Here is a 20,269-nt window from a genome sequence, read left to right as displayed (position 1 = left end):
GTCGCCGGATCCGGCGCGCCGCCCGGGATGGACCGGTCGGGGCGGGCCGCGGCGGTCGGGCGGGTCAGGCAGGCGAGTGTGGACGGTCGGTCAGGGCAGCCGGGCGGCGTGCGCCGGGTTCCACGCCACCCGGACGCGGTCGCCGCGCCCGAGGACAGTGGCGGCGGGGGCGACGTGCGCATTGGGCCGCTCGACGATGACGTCCTGGCCCGCATCGGCGGCGACGAGATAGCGCGTCGCGGGGCCGGTGTAGACGATCTCGCGGACCACGCCGGCGAGCCCCACCTCGCCGTCGGTGAGCGCCGCCGGCTCCGCCGCGATGCGCACGCGCTCTGGTCGGATGCTCATCGTGCGTGCGTCTCCGGTGAGCTCGCGGGCGAGATCTCCGGTGATGAGGTTCGACAGACCGAGGAAACGCGCGACGAACTCGGTCTGCGGGTTCTCATAGACATCGCGCGCTGAGCCGATCTGCTCGATACGACCGTTGTTGAACACCGCGACCCGGTCGCTCAGGGTCAGCGCCTCCTCCTGGTCGTGCGTGACGAAGATGAAGGTGATGCCCACCTCGCGCTGGATCTGCTTCAGCTCGATCTGCATCTGCTCGCGCAGCTGCTTGTCCAGCGCGCCGAGCGGCTCGTCGAGGAGCAGCACCTGCGGGCGCAGGATCAGCGCGCGCGCGAGCGCGATGCGCTGGCGCTGGCCGCCGGAGAGCTGGTGCGGCAGCCGGTCGGCGACGTGGTCCAGATGCACCCGCCGCAGGGAGTCCGAGACCTGGGAGAGCCTGTCTTCCGTGCCGCGTCCGCGCACCCGCAGGCCGTAGCCGACGTTCTCGGCGATCGTCATGTGGGGGAACAGGGCGTAGTCCTGGAAGACCGTGTTGACCTCACGGGCGTGGGGCGGCGTCCGGGTGACGTCTGCACCGGACAGACGCACCGTTCCCGATGTCGCCTCCTCGAAACCGGCGATCAGCCGCAGCACGGTCGTCTTTCCCGAGCCGGAGGGCCCCAGCATCGACAGGAACTCGCCCGATGCGACCTCGAGGTCGAGGTCGCGAACGGCGGTGAACTCGCCGAAGGATTTCGTCAGCCCCTGCAAGGAGACGCTGCCGGGGGCGGCGCCGGCGTCCTGCTCAGGCGGCGCGGCGGATGCGACGGTCGTCATCTTTCTCCTCGGATCATCGTCGAACGGGAAGGTGGGATAAACATATAAACCCAGAGGTAATATTTCAACTCTTTCCGGAAAACTCTTCTGATGCGACAATCAGCAGATGGATTCGCCGACGCCGCTGCCCGATGCCGAGGCCGTCGCGTCGGTGCCCCTCCCCCGGCATCCGCACCGGCTGCGCGGAGCGCTGTTCCAGCCGATCGGCGACGAGGGCCGCGCAGAGCTCGTCGAACGTCGGCTGGTCGACGCCATCAAACGCGGCCACCTCCGCGCCGGCGAGCGCCTGCCCTCCGAGTCGGAGCTGGCCCGCAGCTTCGGCGTCGCCCCCGTCACCGTCCGCGAGGCGCTCCTCGCCGTCCGCGGTCGCGGCCTGATCGTCACGCGCCGCGGCCGCAACGGCGGAAGCTTCGTCGCGGCCGACGCCGATCCGGTCGCTTTCGCGCGCACCGCATTGCTGAACAGCTCACGACTGGCGTTGCGCGACATGGCCGCGCACTATGCCGCGATCACGGCAGCCGCCGTGCGCCTGGCGGCGCGGCGCGCCGATCCGAGCGAAGCGCAGCAGGTGCTGCATCGGCTGGGACGCCTCGGAGACCTCGACGTCGAACAGCAACGACGCCTGATCGACGACGTCCAGATCGAGCTCGTCTCCCTCAGCCAGTCCGCCCGTCTCACCCGCGAGCAGATGAAGCTCCAGGCGGAGATCTCGCCCTACCTGCGGCTCGTCGCCCCGGACGAGACGGGCCTGCAGCACCAGGCGGACAACCTGGCCGGAGTCATCGGCGCCGTCGAGTGCGGCGACGTGGACGAGGCCGGGCGCCGCACCGAACAGATGGTCGCCGACGTGATCGACGCGCTCATCGCCCTGCAGACCGCCTCACCGCCCCCGCGATGAGCACCCTTCCCATCGACGTGCACAGGAGGACGCGATGAGCACCAAGCCCCCCATCACCCGAGAAGCCGCCGCCGGCATCGTCGAGGACTACTTCAGCGCCCCCATCCGCGCCCTCCGCGGCTGGGTCGACCCGCTCGCGGCGGAGCTCTCGGCGACCATGCGCTCCGGCGGCCTCACGCGCGGGATGGTCGACGCCCTCGTGGAGCCGTATGCGCAGGCGACGTTCGACCTCGAGGCGGTGCCGGTCTACGGCGCCGGGTTCGTGGCGGCGATCGACCTCCTCTCCGATGCGCAGAGCCACCTCGCCTGGTGGCAGGGAGCCGACCGCCGCCAGCTCGTGCTCGCCGCGCAGACCGTCGACAAGGAGAACATCGACTACAGCGAGCTCGAGTGGTACCGGGTACCGATGGCCACCGGCACTCCGCACGTGGCAGGTCCCTACGTGGACTACCTCTGCAGCGACGAGTACACGATCACGATCGCGGTGCCGACCGTCACCGGGGGACGGCGCATCGGCGTCGCGGCGCTGGACCTGCTGGTGTCCGACGTCGAACGAGAGCTCACGCCGCGGTTCGCGGCCCTCGGTCAGCAGGTGACCCTCACCAACGGCGTCGGCCGGGTTGTGGTCTCGACAGATCCGCGCTGTGCCACGGGCGACACCGTCCGCGGCAGCCGGCTCGCCGCCCTTCCGCGGGTCCCGTGCGCTGGTGTCGCCCTGGACGTGATCGTGGAGGACATCGCGCACTGAGGCCGACAGAGCTCTTGACACCGCGGCGGAGCGGGTGCACCCTGGTTTCAGATCAGCTCAGCGCCCGGGAGACTCGCAGGCATCGCCGCAGCACCGGGCGCTGAGTCTTGCCAGGCCGGCTCCGGTGCGTGCCGCCGGATGGACCGCCCGCCCCCGGCCGCCGCGCGCCTTGCCGAATCACCAGGGTTTTCGGGTGGGCGCCGGCGGCGCCCACCCGAAAACCCTGGTGATTCGGCAAGGCGCGGCGCAGCCGCCGGCCGGTCAGATGGACAGCAGCGCCGCGCGGGTCTGGCGCGTGCGAGCGAGGAGCATCCGCTCCTCCTCCGGTCCGTGGTGGGCATCACGACCGGTGATGATGCGCTGCCGTGTCGCGGCGAGCGCGGTGGCGTCACGGATGAAGGCGCGCATGAGGGGGCGGCGGTCGCCGTTCAGCGTCGCCGCCCAGCGCAGCCCCTCCCGTCGCCCGGCGGGCGTGGCGAGCATGGTGACCTCCTCCGGTGTGAACCAGCCCGCCTGGGCATACTCCATCAGGCGAGAACGGGTAAGTCTGGACTCCTCCCGGCGCAGCGCGATCACCCCCAGGATGAACGCGAGGAACAGCGGCACCTGCAGGGTCACATAAAGCCCGAAGAAGTCCCCGAGCATGGCCGAGCCGTTCCAGAAGGCGTGCAGGGCGATCCCGCCGGCCATGCCGACGAGTCCGGCCAGCATGGCCGCGCCCGCCCCGCCGCCACGCCGGGCGACGAGGCCGATCGCGAAGCCGGTGAGCGCGGTGAACATCGTATGGGCGAACGGCGACATGAGTCCGCGCACGAAGAACGTCGCGGTCAGCCCCGCGCCCCCGCTCTCGATAAGACTGCTGCCGAAGTAGAGGATGTTCTCGGTGAACGCGAACCCGGCGCCGACGAGCGCGCCGTAGACGACGCCGTCGACGGGACCGTCGAACGAGCGGCGCGCCATCAGGAAGATCAACAGCACGCCGAGCCCCTTGGCCGCCTCTTCCACGAGCGGTGCCTGGATGACGGCGCTGAAGAACTCCGGAACGCGTCCGCCGAAGGCGATCTGGGTCAGCAGGCTCATCAGCAGCGCGATCGCGACGGCCGCGATCGCTCCCCACGCGAGGGCGAAGGCGATCAGTCCGCGTGGTTCCGGCTCCCACCGGTCGATGAGCCGCACCCCGACCAGCACGATTCCGAGCGGCACGAGGGCGAGAACCAGACCGACGACCGCCGCTCCGGTGCCGAGCGTCGCGAGGAAATAGGCGACCAGGCCGAGCAGGAGGAAGACCAGCACACCCACCAGCCAGATCCAGCCACCGATCCCGCGCTTGCCCCGCACCGGGATCGATGCGGCCGGCGGCGGCGCCATCGGAGCGGGCGGGCGATAGAGCGGGGTCTGATCGAGCGATGACCCGAAGCCGGCCGCGTGCGCGGGCTGATGCCCCGCCGCGGGGGCGAATGCAGACTGCTGGCCGACCCGCGGCACGAACCGGGGCGCGGGCTGCTCTGGGTCGGGCAAGCCGTATGTCATGAGAAGAAGCCTAAGAGGTGACTGCCCCCTGCCCGCACCGGATGGCGCCGGGCAGCGGCGCCGATACTCGATCCCCTGCCACCGCGGACGAGGTCCCACCCCCCTCCGGTAACGTGGTGCCATGCGCTTTGCACACCTGCGCCTGCCCGATTCCCCCGCTCCGCGCCTCGCGCTCGTCACCGACGATCACGCGACGTTCGTCGACGACCTGATCCCCGGGGGCCCGGTTACGCTCCCGCAGCTGATCGATCTCGGCGACGCGGGCCTGGAGGCGATCCGCACGGCATTCGACCGCGGCGACGGAACCCGATATCCGCTCGCCGATCTCACCTTCGCCTCCGCGGTGCTCATGCCGCCGGCGACGCTCGCGGTGGGACTCAACTATGCCGCGCACTCGAGCGAGCTCGGCCTGAAGACGGACGCCGCGCCCACCGTGTTCTCGCTCTGGCCGAACTCGCTCACCGGCCATGAGCAGACCACCTCCTGGCCGCGCTCGCTGAGCGAGGCGGTGGACTACGAGGCGGAGCTGGGGGTCATCATCGGCACACCGACGCGGGACGTCTCCGAGGAGGACGCCCTCGACCACGTCTGGGGCTACACGGTCGTCAACGACATCACCGCCCGCAACGTGCAGTTCTCCGAGGCGCAGTGGTGCCGTTGCAAGTCGTTCGACGGGTTCACTCCCACCGGCCCCGTCGTGGTGACCGCCGACGAGATCCCCGACCCGCAGGACCTCCACATCTGGACGGTCGTAGACGGGCACACGGTGCAGGACGGCTCGACCGGGCAGATGGTGCGCTCGGTCAAGACCCTCATCGCGCATCTCTCCCGCTCGCTCACGCTGCTGCCTGGGACGCTCATCTCCACCGGGAGCCCTGGCGGGGCCGGCTACTCGCGGGATCCGCAGATCTTCCTCCGCGATCGCAGCACCGTGACGGTCGGCATCGAGGGCATCGGCGAGCTCACCACCCACTGCCGCATCATCGAGGCGTAGTCCCCCCCAGCCGCGGCCGCGCGCCGCCATGCGCACAATGCCCCGCCCAGCACACGCACCGGCCTCGCCGCTGTGCAGGGCGGGGCATCGTGCGCTGGGCGGGGCACGGTCCTCTTAGCGGGCTGGCGTGTTCCCCGGCAGCTCCGTGACCACCGGGATCGCGGCTGTCACGACCTCGAGCCCGGACAGGCGGGCCGGCGAGAGCTGCTTGACGACGTCCTCACGGCTCATCAGGCCGGCCTCGACGACGAGGTCAGCCACATTCCGGTTGGTCTCGAGCGCGGTCTTCGCGATCGACGCCGCCGCGGCATAGCCGATGAAGGGTGTCAGCGCGGTGATCGCACCGACCGACGACGCCACCATCAGCTCGAGGCGCTCACGGTTGGCGGTGATGCCCTCGACGCAGTTCACCCGCAGCGTCCACATCGCCTGACGCATCCAGGTGATGGACTGGAAGATCGAGTGCGCGATGACCGGCTCGAACGCGTTGAGCTGGAGCTGACCGCCCTCGACCGCCATCGTGACCGTCATGTCTGCGCCGGCGACGGCGAAGGCCACCTGGTTGACGGCCTCGGGGATGACGGGGTTGACCTTGCCGGGCATGATCGAGGAACCAGCCTGCTTGGCGGGGAGGTTGATCTCGCCGAGTCCGGCCTGGGGGCCCGAAGAGAGCAGCCGGAGATCGTTGCAGATCTTGGACAGCTTGATGGCGTTGCGCTTGAGCGACGCGGAGAACGACATGAACGCGCCCGTGTCACTGGTCGCCTCCACCAGGTCGGTCGCCGTGGAGAGGTCGAGACCGGAGATCTCACGCAGGTGGCGCAGGACAGCGGCCGCGTAGGCGGGGTGGGTCGTGATGCCCGTGCCGATCGCCGTCGCTCCCATGTTGATCTCATACAGCAGCGAGGCGTTCTCCCGCAGGCGGCTGAGGTCTTCGCCGAGGGTGGTGGCGAATCCGTGGAACTCCTGCCCGAGGGTCATCGGCACGGCGTCCTGCATCTGCGTACGACCGACCTTGAGGACGTCGTGGAACTCCTCGGCCTTGGCCAGGAACGCCCCCCGCAGCAGGTCGAGCTCCTCCAGCAGCGAACGCAGCGTGAGCGAGAGGCCCACCTTGATCGCGCTCGGATAGACGTCGTTGGTCGACTGGCTGCGGTTGGTGTGGTCGATCGGCGAGAGGAACGCGTAGTCGCCCTTCTCCCGGCCGGCGATCTCGAGGGCGATGTTGGTGATGACCTCGTTCGCGTTCATGTTGGTCGAGGTTCCGGCACCGCCCTGGATCACCCCGACGGTGAACTGATCGTGGAATTCCCCGTCGATCACGCGCTGGGCGGCCCGGTCGATCAGGTCGGCGTGCTCGGCGTCGAGCACGCCGATCTCCTTGTTGGCGCGGGCGCTGGCCTGCTTGACCATCGCGAGGCCGCGGACGAGATCGGGGTAGACCGAGATCGGTCGTTTGGCGATCGGGAAGTTCGCCTCCGCTCTGGCGGTATGGATGCCCCAATAGGCGTCCTCCGGGATCTCCATCGACCCCAGGGAGTCGGTCTCGGTACGTGTGCGTGCGATGACGGCCATGAACACTTCCTCGTGGCAAGCGAAACGGATGGTACTTCGGAATTGGGGGTACCTCGAGCCTATGCCCGCAAGCCCTCAGGCGGAGGTCGGCTTGCGGGAGAACGCCTCGAGACGCTCCTGGGGAGTCAGCGCCGCCATCCGGGCTGTCCATTCCGGCGTGAAGTGCTCCAGCACATCTGCCTCCCCCACCGGCACGACGGTGTGGGTGATCGTCTCCGGCCGTACGTGCACGAGCTGGAAGGACTGCGCGGCGTCCATGCCGTTCACGCTGTCGGCCGGGCGGTCGAGCGCCATCGTGTAGCAGGTCGCTGAGGCCACGCTCACCGGGACCCCGGCGAAGCTGCCGTGCATCGAGTAGTGCAGATGACCGGCGAGGATGGCGCGCACATCGCTCCCCCGCACGATGTCGGCGAGGGCATCCTGGTTGCGCAGTTCGAGGATGTCGAAGAACGGCACGTGGCTCGGCAGCGGCGGGTGGTGCATCGCCAGGATCGTGCCGTGCGGTGCCGGCTCGCGCAGCTGCTCGGCGAGCCAGTCGAGCTGCCGCCGATCGAGATCGCCGTGGTGCCAGCCGGGCACCGAGGTGTCGAGGTGGATCAGGCGCAGTCCCCGCAGATCGGTCGCACCGATCACGGGATCCTCGGTCGGGGGCGTGTCGAGCAGGTGCTCACGCATCGCGGGCCGTTCATCGTGGTTGCCGGCCACCCACACCACCGGCACTCCGATGCGCTCTGCCACCGGCTCGATCGCCGCCCGCAGGCGCCGGTAGGCGTCCGGCTCCCCGAGATCGGCCAGATCGCCGGTGATCACGAGCGCATCGATCGGCGCCTCGAGCGCCTCGATCGCCGCCAGGGTGCGCTCGACCCCGGCCTCGACGGCGAACCTGCCGCCCAGGCGCGCTCCCCCGGCGAGCAGGTGCGTGTCGCTGAGGTGCACGATGGTGTGCGTCGGCGGCGCGAAGCGGCCGAAGGAGGGGACGACACGGCGCGGGGTGGAACCGGGCATGGTGCCAGCCTAGGAGGAAGCGCCGACATCCGCGCGCCGCGGGCACCCCAGAACAGGCAGGCGACACCAGAACAGGCCCTTGCGCACCAGAACGGCCTGTTCTGGTGCTGCTCGCCTGTTCTGGAGCGCGGGTGTCAGTGACCCACGACCAGCAGCACGATGCCGCACAGGATCGCCGCGATGCACACGCCGAAGCTCGCGTACGCACCCATCAGCGCGATGGTCTTCTGGGTCGCGCTGAGCGGACTGCGCCTGGCGGCCTTCTCAGCCGCCTTGCGTGCGCGCTTGGCCTCCTTGGGCGTGATGACGGTGATCGCGTCGGTGAACGCCGCCGGCAGCGCCACCGGCGCACGCCCGGCCCGCACGAGCAGACGGAGCCCGAAGGCGTAGAACGACACGACCACGACCGCGCCCACGAGGGCCACGACGAAGACCTGGACGAAAGCGATCCAGTCGATAACGACGTTCATCGCACCTCCTCCGACTCGTTCCGGGCGGCCTCCGCCTTCGCGGCACGCCGGGCGGCCTTCTGTGCGCGCAGCATACGGCGCTCGCGCATCGTCGGCCGCGGCGGCGTCTCCGGCACGTCCACGGCGTGGCCGGACTCGGCGACATCGCTCATCGCATTGTGCGCGGTGACCGCGTTACGGCGCGAGTACAGGAACAGTCCCACGATCACCACGAGCGCGAAGACCGCGTCGATCGCGACACCCCAGCCGCCCCACAGCACCACCAGCAGCGCGGCGAGCGCCCCCACCGCCCCGGCGGCCGGAAGGGTGAGCAGCCACCCGACGCCGATCCGCCCCACGGTGCGCCAGCGCACCACGGACCCGCGCCGGCCGAGACCGGAGCCGATCACCGAGCCGGAGGCCACCTGCGTGGTGGAGAGGGCGAACCCGAGCGCGCTCGAGGCGAGGATGGTGGCCGCCGTGGAGGTCTCCGCCGAGAAGCCCTGCGCCGGCTTGACGTCGGTGAGGCCGCGGCCGAGCGTGCGGATGATGCGCCATCCGCCGAGGTAGGTGCCCAGCGCGATCGTGACAGCGCACGAGATGACGACCCACAGCTGCGGCTCATGGTGGGCGGAGGACTGCCAGCCGACGGTGATCAGCGCAAGGGTGATGACACCCATCGTCTTCTGCGCGTCATTGGTGCCGTGCGCGAGGGCGACGAGCGACGACGTGAAGATCTGCCCCCAGCGGAAGCCGCCACGACCGTCCGGCTTGCCGTCATAACGACGGGTGATCGTATAGGCCGCCTTCGTCGCCAGGAACGCGATGATCCCGGCGGTCAGCGGCGCGATCAGCGCGGGCAGCACGACCTTCGACAGCACGACGCCGAAGTCGATGCCGGACATGCCCACGCCCACCAGGGTCGCGCCGATCAGGCCGCCGAACAGGGCGTGCGACGAGCTCGACGGCAGGCCAAGCAGCCACGTGAGCATGTTCCAGGTGATCGCGCCGATGAGTCCGGCGAAGATGATCGACGGGAAGATGTCTACGCTGATCTGGTCCTCGCGGACGATGCCGCCCGAGATCGTCTTGGCGACCTCGGTGGACAGGAAGGCACCGACGAGATTCAGGATCGCCGCAAGGAGCACAGCGGTCTTGGGCTTCAGCGCACCCGTCGCGATGGGCGTGGCCATCGCGTTCGCGGTGTCGTGAAAGCCGTTCGTGAAGTCGAAGAACAGTGCCAGAGCGATGACCAGCACGATGATGAGGGCTGCGGTTTCCACCGGTCGCTTTCGTGTAGGGGGGAAGACATGAATTGTGCCGACGTGATCGACGTGACGAACGAAGAGTTCACCGTGGGTTTTGCTTCCGTTAACCGGCCCCAAGAGATGATCGCACCGTCCCGCCCCCTCCGGCAACTCGCCCCGGGGATCCGCAGCGCCGGCACGCATGGTCGTCGGCAGCCGCTCGGATAGCGTGGAGGGATGCATGCCGAAACCCCTCCCGTCGCACCGTGCCCCGAGCGTCGCCCGCAGACCCGTTCCCACCACGGTGATATCTTCGACGATCCGTATGAGTGGTTGCGCGATAAGGATGCGCCCGCTGTCGTGGCGCATCTGGAGGCGGAGAACACGTATGCGGACGCGGTGACCGCGCCCCTCGCCGATCTGCGCGAGACGATCTTCCAGGAGATCAAGGGACGGGTGCAGGAGACCGATCTGTCGGTGCCGACCCGGCGTGGCTCCTGGTGGTACTACTCCCGCACGATCGAGGGCGCCCAGTACGGCTTGCAGTGCCGGGCACCGATCCAGGACGCCGACGACTGGACCCCTCCCCGGCCCGACGGCGCCCTCCCCGGTGAGGAGGTGCTGCTGGACGGCAACGCCGAGGCCGATGGCCACGCGTTCTTCTCCCTCGGCGCCTACGACGTCTCCGCGGACGGCACCCGGTTGCTGTGGTCGGTCGATCTCGAAGGCGACGAACGCTACACCGTGCGTGTGAAGGACCTGGCCACCGGCGAGATGCTCCCCGACGAGATCGCCGACACCGGCGGCGGGGCGTTCTTCACCCCCGATGGCACCGCGATCGTCTACACCACGGTGGACGACGCCTGGCGGCCCGACAAGCTGTGGCTGCACCGCATCGGCACGGATACCTCAGCCGACGAGATGATCTTCCACGAACCGGACGAACGATTCTGGCTCGGCGCCGGCCTCACCCGCAGCCGGAAGTACCTGGTGATCGCGGCTGGTTCGCACATCACCTCGGAGGAGCTGCTGCTGGACGCCGACGATCCCACCGGGGAGCCGCGTGTGGTGTGGCCCCGGCGCGACGGCGTGGAGTACTCCGTCGACCACGCGGTGATCGACGGCGTGGACACTCTCCTGATCCTGCACAACGACGGCGCGGAGGACTTCGAGCTCATCGCCGTGCCGGCGTCCGATCCGCAGGGCCCCCGACGGGTGCTCGTGCCGCATGTGCCAGGGCGCCGGCTGGGCGACATCGACTGCTTCCGCGACTTCGCCGGGATCGAGTACCGCCGCGACGGCCTCACCCGCGCCGGGCTGCTCGACTACGCCACCGGCGAGATCGAGGAGCTCCCGTTCGACGAGCCGCTCTACGCGGTCGGCTTCGGCGGCAACCCGGAGTGGGCTCCCCCGGTGCTGCGCCTGGGCTATTCGTCGTTCGTGACCCCCGGCACGGTCTACGACCTCGATCTCGCCAGCCGTGAGCTCCTGCTGCGCAAGCAGCAGCCGGTGCTGGGCGGCTACGACCCGGCGGGATACGGTCAGGCGCGCACCTGGGCCGTGGCAGACGACGGCACGCGCGTGCCGATCTCGCTCGTCTGGAGCACTGCGCACGGTGCACCGGGCGATGCTGTGCGCCCCGTGCATCTCTACGGTTACGGCGCCTACGAGCATTCGATCGATCCCGGGTTCTCGGTCGCCAGGCTGTCGATGCTCGATCGCGGCGTGGTGTTCGCCGTTGCGCACGTGCGCGGCGGCGGCGAGCTCGGCCGCGGCTGGTACGAGAACGGCAAGCTCGCCAGCAAGCGCAACACGTTCACCGACTTCGTGGCCTGCGCACGCCACCTCGTCGACACCGGGGTGACGGAGCCGTCGCAGCTCGTCGCCGAGGGCGGCAGCGCGGGCGGTCTCCTGATGGGCGCCGTCGCCAACCTCGCCCCCGAGCTGTTCGCGGGGGTCCTCGCCTCTGTGCCGTTCGTCGACGCGCTCACCTCGATGCTCGACCCGACGCTCCCTCTCACCGTGATCGAGTGGGACGAGTGGGGCGACCCGCTGCACGACCCGGAGGTGTACGCGTATATGAAGTCGTACACGCCGTACGAGAACGTCCAGGACGGGGTCGCGTACCCGCGGATCCTGGCGATGACCTCGTTCAACGACACCCGGGTGCTCTATGTCGAGCCGGCGAAGTGGATCGCCCGGCTGCGCGACGCGGGAGCCGACGACGCGGTGCTGAAGTGCGAGATGGTCGCCGGTCACGGTGGCGTGAGCGGCCGGTACTCCTCGTGGCATGAGCGCGCCTATGAGCTGGCCTGGATGCTGGACGTGCTGGGGCTCGCCGAGGCCTGAGGCCGCGGGCGCCTGCACGAAAACAGGCAGGGAGCACCGGAACAGGCCACTTCCCTGAGGTGTGACCTGTTCCGGTGCTCCCTGCCTGTTTTCGTGCGGGGGCCTGCGGGGGCCTTCCGGTGCGGGATCACCCGAGGTGCCGGCCCTGCGCCATCGCGGTGCGCACGGTTTCCCAGACGTGCTCCGGGTTGTGGAACAGCTGCTGATAGTCGAAGCGCAGCACGGTGAACCCCAGGAGGGCAAGGCGCGCGTCCGCGCGGATGTCTCGACGCCGGTCGGCTGCCCGACTGTGGTGGGCGAAGCCGTCGAGCTGAACCACCAGACGTTCGCCGATGAGCGCGTCGACCGGATGCCCATCGATCCAGACCTGCTGGCGCACCGCGACGCCGATCATCGCCATGAGCCCGACGAAGCGCGTCTCTGTGCCCGCGTCCGCATCGGCGCCCGCTGCCACGGCGAGCGCCCGCGCGCGGGTGCTCCGCCAGCGGATGGCGGGCAGGGAGCCCGGCATCACCAGTCCGGTGCGCACCGCTGACTCCCACACCGCGAGCGCCTCGCCGTGGGGCTGACAGCGCGCCACCTGGAACAGCACGTTGATGACCGGATCGATGATCTCGAACCGGGCCACCGGCGCCGGGCCGCGCGCCCAGTGCAGGCGCGCCGCGGCGGGAGGATGCCGAGAGGAGCCGTGCTCGACCACGACGTGCACCCCGTCGTGGTCAGCCGGAGCCCAGAGCCCCAGCAGCGCCGCAGCGCTCACGCAGGTGACGCGCCCGCCGACGGACGCCGCAGCGATCCGCCGCTCATCGCAGTGCGGCGTCGCGAGCCACGACCGGCGGATACGCGTGAGCCGGGCCCCGCGCACCGCAGCATCCACGGCGGCGCGGCCGAACCCGGCCGCCCGCAGCGCCGATGTGCGCACGATCCCGCCGTGCGCGGCTGCCCACTCCTCCGGTGTCATTCCCCCAGAGTCGGCTCACAGGGGCACGCGGCACCACCCATCGGCCGGATCTGTGCAGGACGTCACCGGCACCGGACCTGTGGGATAAGCGCGAGAACAGGCAGAGAGCACCAGAACAGGCAATAATCCGCAGCGACTGCCTGTTCTGGTGCTGTCTGCCTGTTCTCGCGCTGGTGGATCAGCCGAAGAGGGCAGCGGCCTCTTCGTAGCGCTCCAGCGGCACGGTGTTGAGCTCGCCGAGCGCCTCGGCGAAGGGCACCCGCACGATGTCGGTGCCGCGGAGTGCGACCATCCGACCCCAGTCCTGATCCGCCAGAGCATCGGCGGCACGCAGGCCCAGCCGGGTCGCGAGCACGCGGTCGAACGCCGACGGAGAGCCGCCACGCTGGATGTGGCCCAGCACGGTGGCACGGGTCTCCATCCCGGTGAGCGCCTCGATCTGCGGTGCGAGCACCTCGCCGATACCGCCCAGACGCGGACGGTTGAACGCGTCGAGGCCCTTGTCGCTATAGGCGGAGTCCATGCCGGTGAGGGTGAACCCCTCCGAGACGACCACCAGCGGCGCCCGCCCGCGGTCGCGAGCGCTGTTGACCAGCTCGCAGATGTCGTCGATCCCCAGCGGAACCTCGGGGATGCAGATCGCGTGCGCTCCCACGGCCATGCCGGCGTGCAGCGCGATCCAGCCGACATGGCGCCCCATGACCTCGGCGACCATGCAGCGCTGGTGCGAGTCGCCGGTCGTGCGCAGGCGGTCCATCGCCTCGGTGGCGATGTTCACCGCGGTGTCGAACCCGAAGGAGTAGTCGGTGGCCCTGAGGTCGTTGTCGATCGTCTTCGGCACGCCGATCACCCGGATGCCGTCGCGCGACAGGCGGTCGGCAGCGGCGAGCGTCCCCTCCCCGCCGATCGCGACGATGCCGTCGATGCCGTGCGCTTCGAGCGTGCGGGCGATGTTCTCCGGGCCGCCGTTCTCCCCCTCGTAGGGGTTGGTCCGGCTGGTGCCGAGGATCGTACCGCCGGTCTTGGCCAGACCCTTCACCTCATGACGGGTGAGGGGCATGAACAGCCCCTCGACGGCGCCGCGCCAGCCGTCGCGGATGCCGACGAACTCCATGTCGTGCACCGTGGTGCCCTTGAGAACGATCGCGCGGATCACCGCGTTGAGTCCGGGGCAGTCGCCACCGCTCGTGAGAATGCCGATCTTCATCGTTCGCCCTTCGCTCCGAGGATCCGGGTGCCGGCGGGGTACCGCCACAGCGACACTAAAGGATCCACCACGCCCGCGGCAGCAGAACCAGCGTGACCGTTCTGCACAGATGTCCACCCCGCCGGGAGCGGCCCCGACGGTCTCAGGAGCCGAGCGCCTCGCGCAGCAGATGCATCAGCGCGGCCAGCTGCACCGGCTCTGCGGCCACCTCGTCGATCTCCTCGCCGTCGAGGGCACGGGCCGCGAGCCCCTGCTTCTGGTCGATGAGCTCCGCGATCCGCGTGTCGATCGTGTGCGCGGCGATGATCCGCCAGGCGGTGACCGGCTCGTCCTGGCCGATACGGTGCACCCGGTCGATCGCCTGGGTCTGCTCCGCCGCCGTCCACGACAGCTCGGCGAGGACGACGTTCGAGGCCGCCTGCATGTTGACCCCGACACCGGCAGCGGTCAGCGAGCACACCGCGATCCCCACCTCCGGGTCGTCGTTGAACGCGTCGATCGCCTGCTGACGGGCTGTGGAGGTCTGGTCTCCGCGCACCGAGACCGCCTTGATCCCGGCGGCGGAGAAGTGCGCCTCCGCCTGGTCCATGACATCGATGTGCTTGGCGAAGAACACGACCTTGCCCACCGACCGCTGCAGCTGCACGGCGTAGTCCGCGGCGAGGAGGGCCTTGGCCTGGCCGATCCGCCGCACCATGGTGAAGACGTTGTCCCCGCCGGCGCCGGCCGCCTTCGACTCCTCGAGCTCGTTGTGCGCCACCAGGCGCACGATGTCCTCGTCGATACCGTCGAGAGACGTGCCGTGCGCGGCTCCGCGGGCCTCCACGATGCGGCGGTACTTCGCGGCCATGCGCTGGCCGAGCTCGCGCTCCGCCTGCTGGATGCCGCGCCCCACCTCGTCGTCCAGCTGCACCGGCAGATCGGCGATGAGCTTGTCGGGAAGGTCGGCAGCGACGTCGACCTTCTTCCGGCGCACGATCCCCATCGAGATGACGGCATCGCGGGCCTCACCGTAGAAGGCCTTGTCTGCCGGGGTGAAGCCGGTGGCCTCGAGCCGGTCCATCAGCTCGGCGGCGGGCTTGGTGCCGGTGGTCCAACCGAGGAAGCGCCAGATCGCGTCGAAGTCCTCGACGTCGTTGATGAGCGGCGTGCCGGTCAGCGCCATCAGAAGAGGGTTTCCGCCCGGAGTCTGCTCACGCACACGCGACGCGAGGGCGAGGACATTCTGCGAGCGCTGCGACGTGAGGTTCTTGATGAAGTGCGCCTCGTCGACGACCATGCCGCGCAGGCCGATCGACCCCAGCCACGACAGGTGGCGGTCGAGGATCTCGTAGTTCACGATGAAGACGTCCGCGAAGGCGTCCATCTCGTCTCCGTCGCCCTGGATCACGGTGGCGCGGCGCTGCGGCGTCCACAGCTCGACCTCGCGGGCCCAGTTCATCTTCACCACGTTGGGCACGACGACCAGAAGCGGGTAGGCGTCTGCCACGGAGGCGGCCAGCACCGATTGCGCGGTCTTGCCCAAGCCCGGCTCGTCCGCGAGAAGGAAGCTGCGGTGGCCGGCACGTGCCGCCTCGAGCAGCCGCGCCTGGTGCACCATCACCTCACGACCTCGGGGCGAGAGGTGGTCCTGCTCCGGTGCGGGCGGCAGCTCCATGGTGGCCATCCCGCCGCCGCCGGTCTCGAAGGCCTTGTAGAGCGGGCCCATGAGCTCCCAGCTGTCGAGTCGCCGGCGCGGCGTCTCGCCCTTTCGGGGCGTGAGATCGGGGGTGAGGAACGGGTTGGCCAGGCGACGGGCCTCGATTCCCGGAGGGACCACCTGGCGCTCCGCGAGCGCCGCGGGCACGACCGGAGCCTGCGGTGCCGGCGCCGCATCGGCGATGACGAGCTCTTCCGGCGCGAGCTCGGCGCCGGCCTCCAGCAGCCAGTCCCGCCGCATGCGCTTGGCCACCGGGCTGGTCGCCTGGTCGACCTCGAGCAGCTGGATGAGAGAGGTGTCGCGTGCCGCCGTCTTGGCGAGGATCGTCGCCACGCCGTCGAGACGCTTGAGCAGCTCCGCCCGGGCATTCTCGGTGAGCTCCGTGTCGGCCTTGACGCGGGCACGTTCCTCGCGCACCAGGAACGCGATCACCTGGAACTTCACGCGGTTGGTGGGGCCGAGCTTGCCGCGCTGCGCCTTCGCCTCGACCTCGCGCACCTTGCGGGCGAGGATCGGGATGACGGGCGCGTCGTCGCGCACTGCGCTCTTCTTCTGTCGTGCGGGGGCGGTAGTCGCCATGCGGCGTGCTCCTCCTGAGCCTGGATGCCGGATCGACGCAGTCCGCCGATCGAGTCGTACCTGGTCCGCACGCGGCCGTGGCCAAGACGATGCGGAGCGGATTCCGGACGGCGCAGCACTTCGCGTCCCCAACGGATCCTCGGACCAGTCTACATCCCGATTCGTCGTGCGTCAGCTTTGCTCGGAGAGCAGCTCCCGAGCCCGCTCGACATCGGAGGTCATCCGCTCGATGAGCGCCTCGATGCCGTCGAAGGCGATCATGCCGCGCAGCCGATGCACGAACTCCACGGTCACCTGGTGGCCGTACAGGTCGAGCCCGACACCGTCGATGACGTAGGCCTCGACACGGCGCACCGGGACGTCGTCGAACGTGGGGTTGGTGCCCACCGAGATCGCGGCAGGGTACCGCGTGTCGGTGTCGTGGTCGTTGAGCCAACCGGCATAGATGCCGTCTGCGGGGATGAAGTCATCCATCACGTCCGGCAGGTTCGCGGTCGGGAAGCCCAGCTCACGCCCCCGCTTGAACCCGTGCACGACCTCGCCCCGCACATCGACCGGCCGCCCGAGGGCACGCGCAGCGGCCTCGACGTCGCCGTCGGCGAGCAGCTGACGCACCCAGGTCGAAGACACCCGCTGCGTGGTGCCCGGGACGAGGACCTCATCGACCACCTCGACTGTGAAGTCGTAGACCTCCCCCAGCTCGCGCAGCAGCTCCGGGGTCCCTGCGCCGCCGCGGCCGAAGCGGAAGTCATTGCCGACCAGGATCGTCGACACCTTCAGCGCGTCAACGAGGATCTTCGTGACGAAGTCCTCTGCCGATACGGCAGCGAGCTTCTCGTCGAAGGTGAGCATGAGCGCGGCATCCAGGCCGAACTGCGCCAGCTTCTCGAGCTTGCGCTCTGTGCCCAGGATGCTCTCCGGGGAGCGTTCCGGGTTCAGCACGCTCAGCGGATTGCGGTTGAAGGTCACCACCACGCTCTGGCAGTCGGCAGCGGCGGCATCCTCCATCGCCCGCTCGATGATCGCCCTGTGCCCCGCGTGCACGCCGTCGAACTTGCCGATCGCGACGATGCTCCGCCCGAAGTCTGCGGGGATCTCTGAGGGGTCTGTGAAGACGATCATGAGCGTTCCGGTCTGTGGGTCAGGAGCCACCAGATGCCGAACATCGGGAGGACGAGGGGGATGAACAGATACCCGTTGCCGTACAGCGACCAGACCGTCGGATGCTGGAACAGATCGGGATGCGTCAGGCTCAGCGTTCCCACCAGCAGCACGCCGGCGAGCTCGAACACGATCGCCACCCAGGCGATCGTGTACCACCCCCGTCGCCCGGCGAGCACGAGCGCGAGCGTCGCGACGATGTAGACCACCGCAGACACCGCGGAGAGCGTGTACGCCAGCGGCGCCTCGTCGAAGCGCTGCGCGATCTGAACGAAAGAACGACCGGTCGCCGCCAGCGCCATCACGGCGTAAACGATCACGAGGACACGGCCGATCCCGGACATCCGGGCATGGGGAGCGGGTGCATTCATAGCGCTGTCCATCCTAGGACGGGCGACGCTCCCCGGAGACCGCATGGCCGTGATCGGCGTCATCGAGTGCCATGATCGAAGAGACCCATCGCCCAGATGCCGTGGACGCAGCCCCGCGGCGACGCCGAGAACACAGGAGCGCCGTGACACAGGACACCCAGCATCCCGAGAGCTACTTCCGCCGCGTCTCGGCCTCGCGATTCGTCGCGACGCCGCTCGTCGGAGGCGGATGGAACCCGGCGGAGCAGCACATCGCGCCCGTGCTCGGCCTGCTCGCGCAGCTGGTGGAGGAGGACCGCGATCGGCGTCGTGACGACGGCCTGGTGCTGGCCCGCGCGAGCTACGACATCCTGGGGGCCTTCCCGATCGGCCCGGTGGAGACGCACGTGGAGGTCATCCGCCCCGGGCGCACGATCGAGCTCGTGGAGGCCACCGTCTCCGCGGAGGGACGCACCGTGCTGCTCCTGCGGGCGTGGCTGCTGCAGGCACCGGATACCTCCGCTTTCGTGGGCTCCGCGCTCGAGCCGATCCCGCCGGTCGAAGACCTCGAGCCGTGGGATGCCGGTGCGGTGTGGCTGGGGCGCTTCGTGCAGAGCGTCGACATCCGCCGTCGCGAGATCGAACCGGGCCATGCCGTCACCTGGGTCCGCACGCCGTACCCGATCATCGCCGGGGAGAGCACGCCGCCGGTCGCGCGGCTGCTCGGCCTCGTGGACGTGGCCAACGGCCTCACGATCCGTGCCGATCCGCGTGTGATCAGCTATCCCAACGTCGACCTCGCCGCGAGCCTGCTCCGGGCGCCGGTCGGCGAGTGGGTGGGCATGGACATCCGCGTCTCCTTCGGCGCGAACGGCGTCGGGCAGACCGAGACCGTGCTGCACGACGTCGACGGCCCGATCGGAACATCCACGCAGACGCTCACGCTCCGCGCGCGCTGAGGACCCCCGTACGGACGGTCGCCGAGCGCCGCGGGTTCCGGCGCGGTGCTCGACCAGACCGCCTGCCCGCGGCGCGGAACACCGCTCTTGCTAGGCGATCTGGATGTTCCAGATCACGTGCATGCGCCAGACCATGACGGCCACGGCCGCGGCGACCACCCCGAGGATCACCGTGCTCCAGCGGCTGCGTTCCAGCAACGCCCACACCACGCCGCCCACCGGCAGAAGCGCGGCGGAGACGAGGTAGGTCCAGAACTCCAGCAGGCTCCCGGTCGGCGGATTGCCCGCGAGGGGCGCCACGATCGCCACGACGATCTGCGCGATCAGCAGCAGCTCGATCAGGACGAGCGGGAGCACGGTGACGTCGCTCGGCCGCCGTCCAGCGAAACCCAGCACCAGGCACACCAGGGCCGTGAGACCGGCCACTCCGATCTGGGCCCACGTGAACCACATGATCATCTGGCGTCCTCCTTGCCCGCCGCCGTGGGCGGCTCCGGCATGTTCATCGTGCTCTTGTAGCCGCCGCGGTGCGTCTGGACCACACCGATCAAGACGCCATCGCGGTCGATCGCGGCAGCCGGCGAAGCGACGAGGTCGCCCGCGACCACCTTGCCGTGGCGCAGATCGCGCGCCTGGTCCGCCCCCACGTCCACCCGCGGCAGCACGCGCACTGCCGCCTGGGCGGGAGTCAACAGCGCCGCCGCCGCCAGGTCGTCGAGGTCGGCGGCGTCTGCCACGTCGAAGGAGCCGACACGGGTGCGACGCAGTGCCGTCAGGTGCCCCCCGACCCCGAGGGCAGCACCCAGGTCTCGGGCGAGCGCGCGGATATAGGTGCCCGATGAGCAGTCGACGATCACGTCGATGTCGATGAGGCCTTGCCCGGCCCGCAGGTCGACGACGTCGAACCGGCTCACCTCCACCTCGCGCGCGGCGAGCACGACATCCTCACCCGCCCGGACGCGATCATAGGCACGGCGGCCGTCGACCTTGATCGCGGAGACCGCGCTGGGCACTTGCGCGATGCGCCCGGTGAGGGCGGCGATGCCCGCATCGATGCTCGCACGGCTGAGTCCCGCCGGATCGGCGGTCGAGACCACCTCTCCCTCGGCGTCGTCTGTCGTCGTGCTCTGCCCGAGCCGGATGGTGGCGTGATAGGTCTTGTCTGCGCCCACGATGAAGGTGAGCAGCCGCGTCGCGCCCTCGATGCCGATCACGAGAAGACCGGTGGCCATCGGGTCGAGCGTGCCGGCGTGGCCGACCTTGCGCGTGCCGAAGGCGCGGCGCGTGCGGGCGACCACGTCGTGGCTGGTCATCCCGCCCGGTTTGTCGACGAGAAGGATGCCGGGATGAGCCATGAGTCCAGCTTAGGGATCGCCGCGACGCGTCGGAAACGGACG

Annotated in this window: 18 protein-coding genes; 5 read left to right on the top strand and 13 right to left on the bottom strand. The window is 69.8% G+C overall.

Translation table 11 applies throughout. The annotated features are described in order from the left end of the window. Positions 1-90 precede the first annotated feature (90 nt). Positions 91-1,161, bottom strand: a complete 1,071-nt coding sequence (locus tag AC3RXY_RS07950; RefSeq protein ID WP_491510360.1) for an ABC transporter ATP-binding protein — start codon at positions 1,159-1,161, stop codon at positions 91-93. 106 nt (positions 1,162-1,267) lie between these two features. Here AC3RXY_RS07950 and AC3RXY_RS07945 point away from each other — a divergent pair, with 106 nt between their 5' ends. Together AC3RXY_RS07945 and AC3RXY_RS07940 are read left to right on the top strand one after the other, a co-directional pair. Continuing rightward, entirely contained in the window at positions 1,268-2,059 is a 792-nt protein-coding gene (locus AC3RXY_RS07945; RefSeq protein ID WP_491510359.1) for a GntR family transcriptional regulator, read from the top strand. A gap of 34 nt (positions 2,060-2,093) precedes the next feature. Then, complete coding sequence (locus AC3RXY_RS07940; protein ID WP_491510358.1) at positions 2,094-2,807, top strand: cache domain-containing protein; 714 nt, start codon at positions 2,094-2,096, stop codon at positions 2,805-2,807. 261 nt (positions 2,808-3,068) lie between these two features. Here the strand turns inward: AC3RXY_RS07940 and AC3RXY_RS07935 are convergent, their stop codons facing one another. After that, complete coding sequence (locus tag AC3RXY_RS07935) at positions 3,069-4,337, bottom strand: PrsW family intramembrane metalloprotease (RefSeq protein WP_491510357.1); 1,269 nt, start codon at positions 4,335-4,337, stop codon at positions 3,069-3,071. Positions 4,338-4,458: 121 nt separating this feature from the next. On the opposite strand from AC3RXY_RS07935, the gene AC3RXY_RS07930 reads away from it, so the two are divergent. Next, positions 4,459-5,331 (top strand): fumarylacetoacetate hydrolase family protein, encoded by an 873-nt coding sequence (locus AC3RXY_RS07930; protein WP_491510356.1) that lies wholly within the window; start codon positions 4,459-4,461, stop codon positions 5,329-5,331. Between the two features lie 114 nt (positions 5,332-5,445). Here AC3RXY_RS07930 and AC3RXY_RS07925 read toward each other — a convergent pair whose 3' ends face one another. From AC3RXY_RS07925 to AC3RXY_RS07910, 4 genes are all read right to left on the bottom strand, one after another. Next, on the bottom strand, positions 5,446-6,906 hold the full coding sequence (locus AC3RXY_RS07925; protein ID WP_491510355.1) for an aspartate ammonia-lyase: 1,461 nt from the start codon (positions 6,904-6,906) through the stop codon (positions 5,446-5,448). A 75-nt stretch (positions 6,907-6,981) separates the two neighbouring features. Further along, a complete protein-coding gene (locus AC3RXY_RS07920; protein WP_491510354.1) occupies positions 6,982-7,911 on the bottom strand; it encodes a phosphodiesterase in 930 nt (309 codons plus the stop codon). 134 nt (positions 7,912-8,045) lie between these two features. Next, positions 8,046-8,381 carry a peptidase gene (locus AC3RXY_RS07915; protein ID WP_491510353.1) on the bottom strand — a complete coding sequence of 112 codons (336 nt, stop codon included), beginning with the start codon at positions 8,379-8,381 and terminating at the stop codon, positions 8,046-8,048. Continuing rightward, on the bottom strand, positions 8,378-9,643 hold the full coding sequence (locus AC3RXY_RS07910) for an inorganic phosphate transporter (protein WP_491510352.1): 1,266 nt from the start codon (positions 9,641-9,643) through the stop codon (positions 8,378-8,380). The genes AC3RXY_RS07915 and AC3RXY_RS07910 overlap by 4 nt, the downstream gene beginning before the upstream one ends. A gap of 201 nt (positions 9,644-9,844) precedes the next feature. On the opposite strand from AC3RXY_RS07910, the gene AC3RXY_RS07905 reads away from it, so the two are divergent. Further along, positions 9,845-11,956, top strand: coding sequence for a S9 family peptidase (locus AC3RXY_RS07905; RefSeq protein WP_491510351.1), 2,112 nt, complete (start codon positions 9,845-9,847; stop codon positions 11,954-11,956). A gap of 127 nt (positions 11,957-12,083) precedes the next feature. Here AC3RXY_RS07905 and AC3RXY_RS07900 read toward each other — a convergent pair whose 3' ends face one another. The 5 genes from AC3RXY_RS07900 to AC3RXY_RS07880 all read right to left on the bottom strand — a co-directional run bounded on the left by AC3RXY_RS07900 (position 12,084) and on the right by AC3RXY_RS07880 (position 17,907). After that, a complete protein-coding gene (locus AC3RXY_RS07900; protein WP_491510350.1) occupies positions 12,084-12,917 on the bottom strand; it encodes a DUF559 domain-containing protein in 834 nt (277 codons plus the stop codon). A 178-nt stretch (positions 12,918-13,095) separates the two neighbouring features. Beyond that, positions 13,096-14,124 (bottom strand): 6-phosphofructokinase, encoded by a 1,029-nt coding sequence (locus AC3RXY_RS07895; protein ID WP_491510349.1) that lies wholly within the window; start codon positions 14,122-14,124, stop codon positions 13,096-13,098. 142 nt (positions 14,125-14,266) lie between these two features. Further along, positions 14,267-16,402 (bottom strand): DEAD/DEAH box helicase, encoded by a 2,136-nt coding sequence (locus AC3RXY_RS07890; protein WP_491510348.1) that lies wholly within the window; start codon positions 16,400-16,402, stop codon positions 14,267-14,269. A 171-nt stretch (positions 16,403-16,573) separates the two neighbouring features. Further along, positions 16,574-17,524 carry a bifunctional riboflavin kinase/FAD synthetase gene (locus tag AC3RXY_RS07885; RefSeq protein WP_491510347.1) on the bottom strand — a complete coding sequence of 317 codons (951 nt, stop codon included), beginning with the start codon at positions 17,522-17,524 and terminating at the stop codon, positions 16,574-16,576. Beyond that, positions 17,521-17,907, bottom strand: a complete 387-nt coding sequence (locus tag AC3RXY_RS07880; RefSeq protein WP_491510429.1) for a hypothetical protein — start codon at positions 17,905-17,907, stop codon at positions 17,521-17,523. The genes AC3RXY_RS07885 and AC3RXY_RS07880 overlap by 4 nt, the downstream gene beginning before the upstream one ends. 170 nt (positions 17,908-18,077) lie before the next feature. On the opposite strand from AC3RXY_RS07880, the gene AC3RXY_RS07875 reads away from it, so the two are divergent. Continuing rightward, positions 18,078-18,872: a thioesterase family protein gene (locus AC3RXY_RS07875; protein WP_491510346.1), complete on the top strand. Its 795-nt coding sequence runs from the start codon at positions 18,078-18,080 to the stop codon at positions 18,870-18,872. Positions 18,873-18,962: 90 nt separating this feature from the next. Here the strand turns inward: AC3RXY_RS07875 and AC3RXY_RS07870 are convergent, their stop codons facing one another. Together AC3RXY_RS07870 and truB are read right to left on the bottom strand one after the other, a co-directional pair. Then, positions 18,963-19,331: a hypothetical protein gene (locus AC3RXY_RS07870; protein WP_491510345.1), complete on the bottom strand. Its 369-nt coding sequence runs from the start codon at positions 19,329-19,331 to the stop codon at positions 18,963-18,965. Further along, positions 19,328-20,227, bottom strand: a complete 900-nt coding sequence (gene truB, locus AC3RXY_RS07865) for a tRNA pseudouridine(55) synthase TruB (RefSeq protein WP_491510344.1) — start codon at positions 20,225-20,227, stop codon at positions 19,328-19,330. The genes AC3RXY_RS07870 and truB overlap by 4 nt, the downstream gene beginning before the upstream one ends. Between the last annotated feature and the right edge of the window lie 42 nt (positions 20,228-20,269).

The organism is Microbacterium longlingense (assembly GCF_058349825.2).
Note: the sequence above shows the minus strand (reverse complement) of the source record. Positions and strands in the feature narration are given on the sequence as shown.

What these genes read in the sequence shown, in the direction of transcription:
- AC3RXY_RS07930 (WP_491510356.1), top strand. Translation starts at nt 4,459, where the DNA reads ATGCGCTTTGCACACCTGCGCCTGCCCGATTCCCCCGCTCCGCGCCTC.
- AC3RXY_RS07950 (WP_491510360.1), bottom strand. Translation starts at nt 1,161, where the DNA reads ATGACGACCGTCGCATCCGCCGCGCCGCCTGAGCAGGACGCCGGCGCC.
- truB (WP_491510344.1), bottom strand. Translation starts at nt 20,227, where the DNA reads ATGGCTCATCCCGGCATCCTTCTCGTCGACAAACCGGGCGGGATGACC.
- AC3RXY_RS07915 (WP_491510353.1), bottom strand. Translation starts at nt 8,381, where the DNA reads ATGAACGTCGTTATCGACTGGATCGCTTTCGTCCAGGTCTTCGTCGTG.
- AC3RXY_RS07880 (WP_491510429.1), bottom strand. Translation starts at nt 17,907, where the DNA reads ATGTCCGGGATCGGCCGTGTCCTCGTGATCGTTTACGCCGTGATGGCG.
- AC3RXY_RS07920 (WP_491510354.1), bottom strand. Translation starts at nt 7,911, where the DNA reads ATGCCCGGTTCCACCCCGCGCCGTGTCGTCCCCTCCTTCGGCCGCTTC.
- AC3RXY_RS07940 (WP_491510358.1), top strand. Translation starts at nt 2,094, where the DNA reads ATGAGCACCAAGCCCCCCATCACCCGAGAAGCCGCCGCCGGCATCGTC.
- AC3RXY_RS07905 (WP_491510351.1), top strand. Translation starts at nt 9,845, where the DNA reads ATGCATGCCGAAACCCCTCCCGTCGCACCGTGCCCCGAGCGTCGCCCG.
- AC3RXY_RS07925 (WP_491510355.1), bottom strand. Translation starts at nt 6,906, where the DNA reads ATGGCCGTCATCGCACGCACACGTACCGAGACCGACTCCCTGGGGTCG.
- AC3RXY_RS07895 (WP_491510349.1), bottom strand. Translation starts at nt 14,124, where the DNA reads ATGAAGATCGGCATTCTCACGAGCGGTGGCGACTGCCCCGGACTCAAC.
- AC3RXY_RS07935 (WP_491510357.1), bottom strand. Translation starts at nt 4,337, where the DNA reads ATGACATACGGCTTGCCCGACCCAGAGCAGCCCGCGCCCCGGTTCGTG.
- AC3RXY_RS07890 (WP_491510348.1), bottom strand. Translation starts at nt 16,402, where the DNA reads ATGGCGACTACCGCCCCCGCACGACAGAAGAAGAGCGCAGTGCGCGAC.
- AC3RXY_RS07900 (WP_491510350.1), bottom strand. Translation starts at nt 12,917, where the DNA reads ATGACACCGGAGGAGTGGGCAGCCGCGCACGGCGGGATCGTGCGCACA.
- AC3RXY_RS07870 (WP_491510345.1), bottom strand. Translation starts at nt 19,331, where the DNA reads ATGATCATGTGGTTCACGTGGGCCCAGATCGGAGTGGCCGGTCTCACG.
- AC3RXY_RS07945 (WP_491510359.1), top strand. Translation starts at nt 1,268, where the DNA reads ATGGATTCGCCGACGCCGCTGCCCGATGCCGAGGCCGTCGCGTCGGTG.
- AC3RXY_RS07885 (WP_491510347.1), bottom strand. Translation starts at nt 17,524, where the DNA reads ATGATCGTCTTCACAGACCCCTCAGAGATCCCCGCAGACTTCGGGCGG.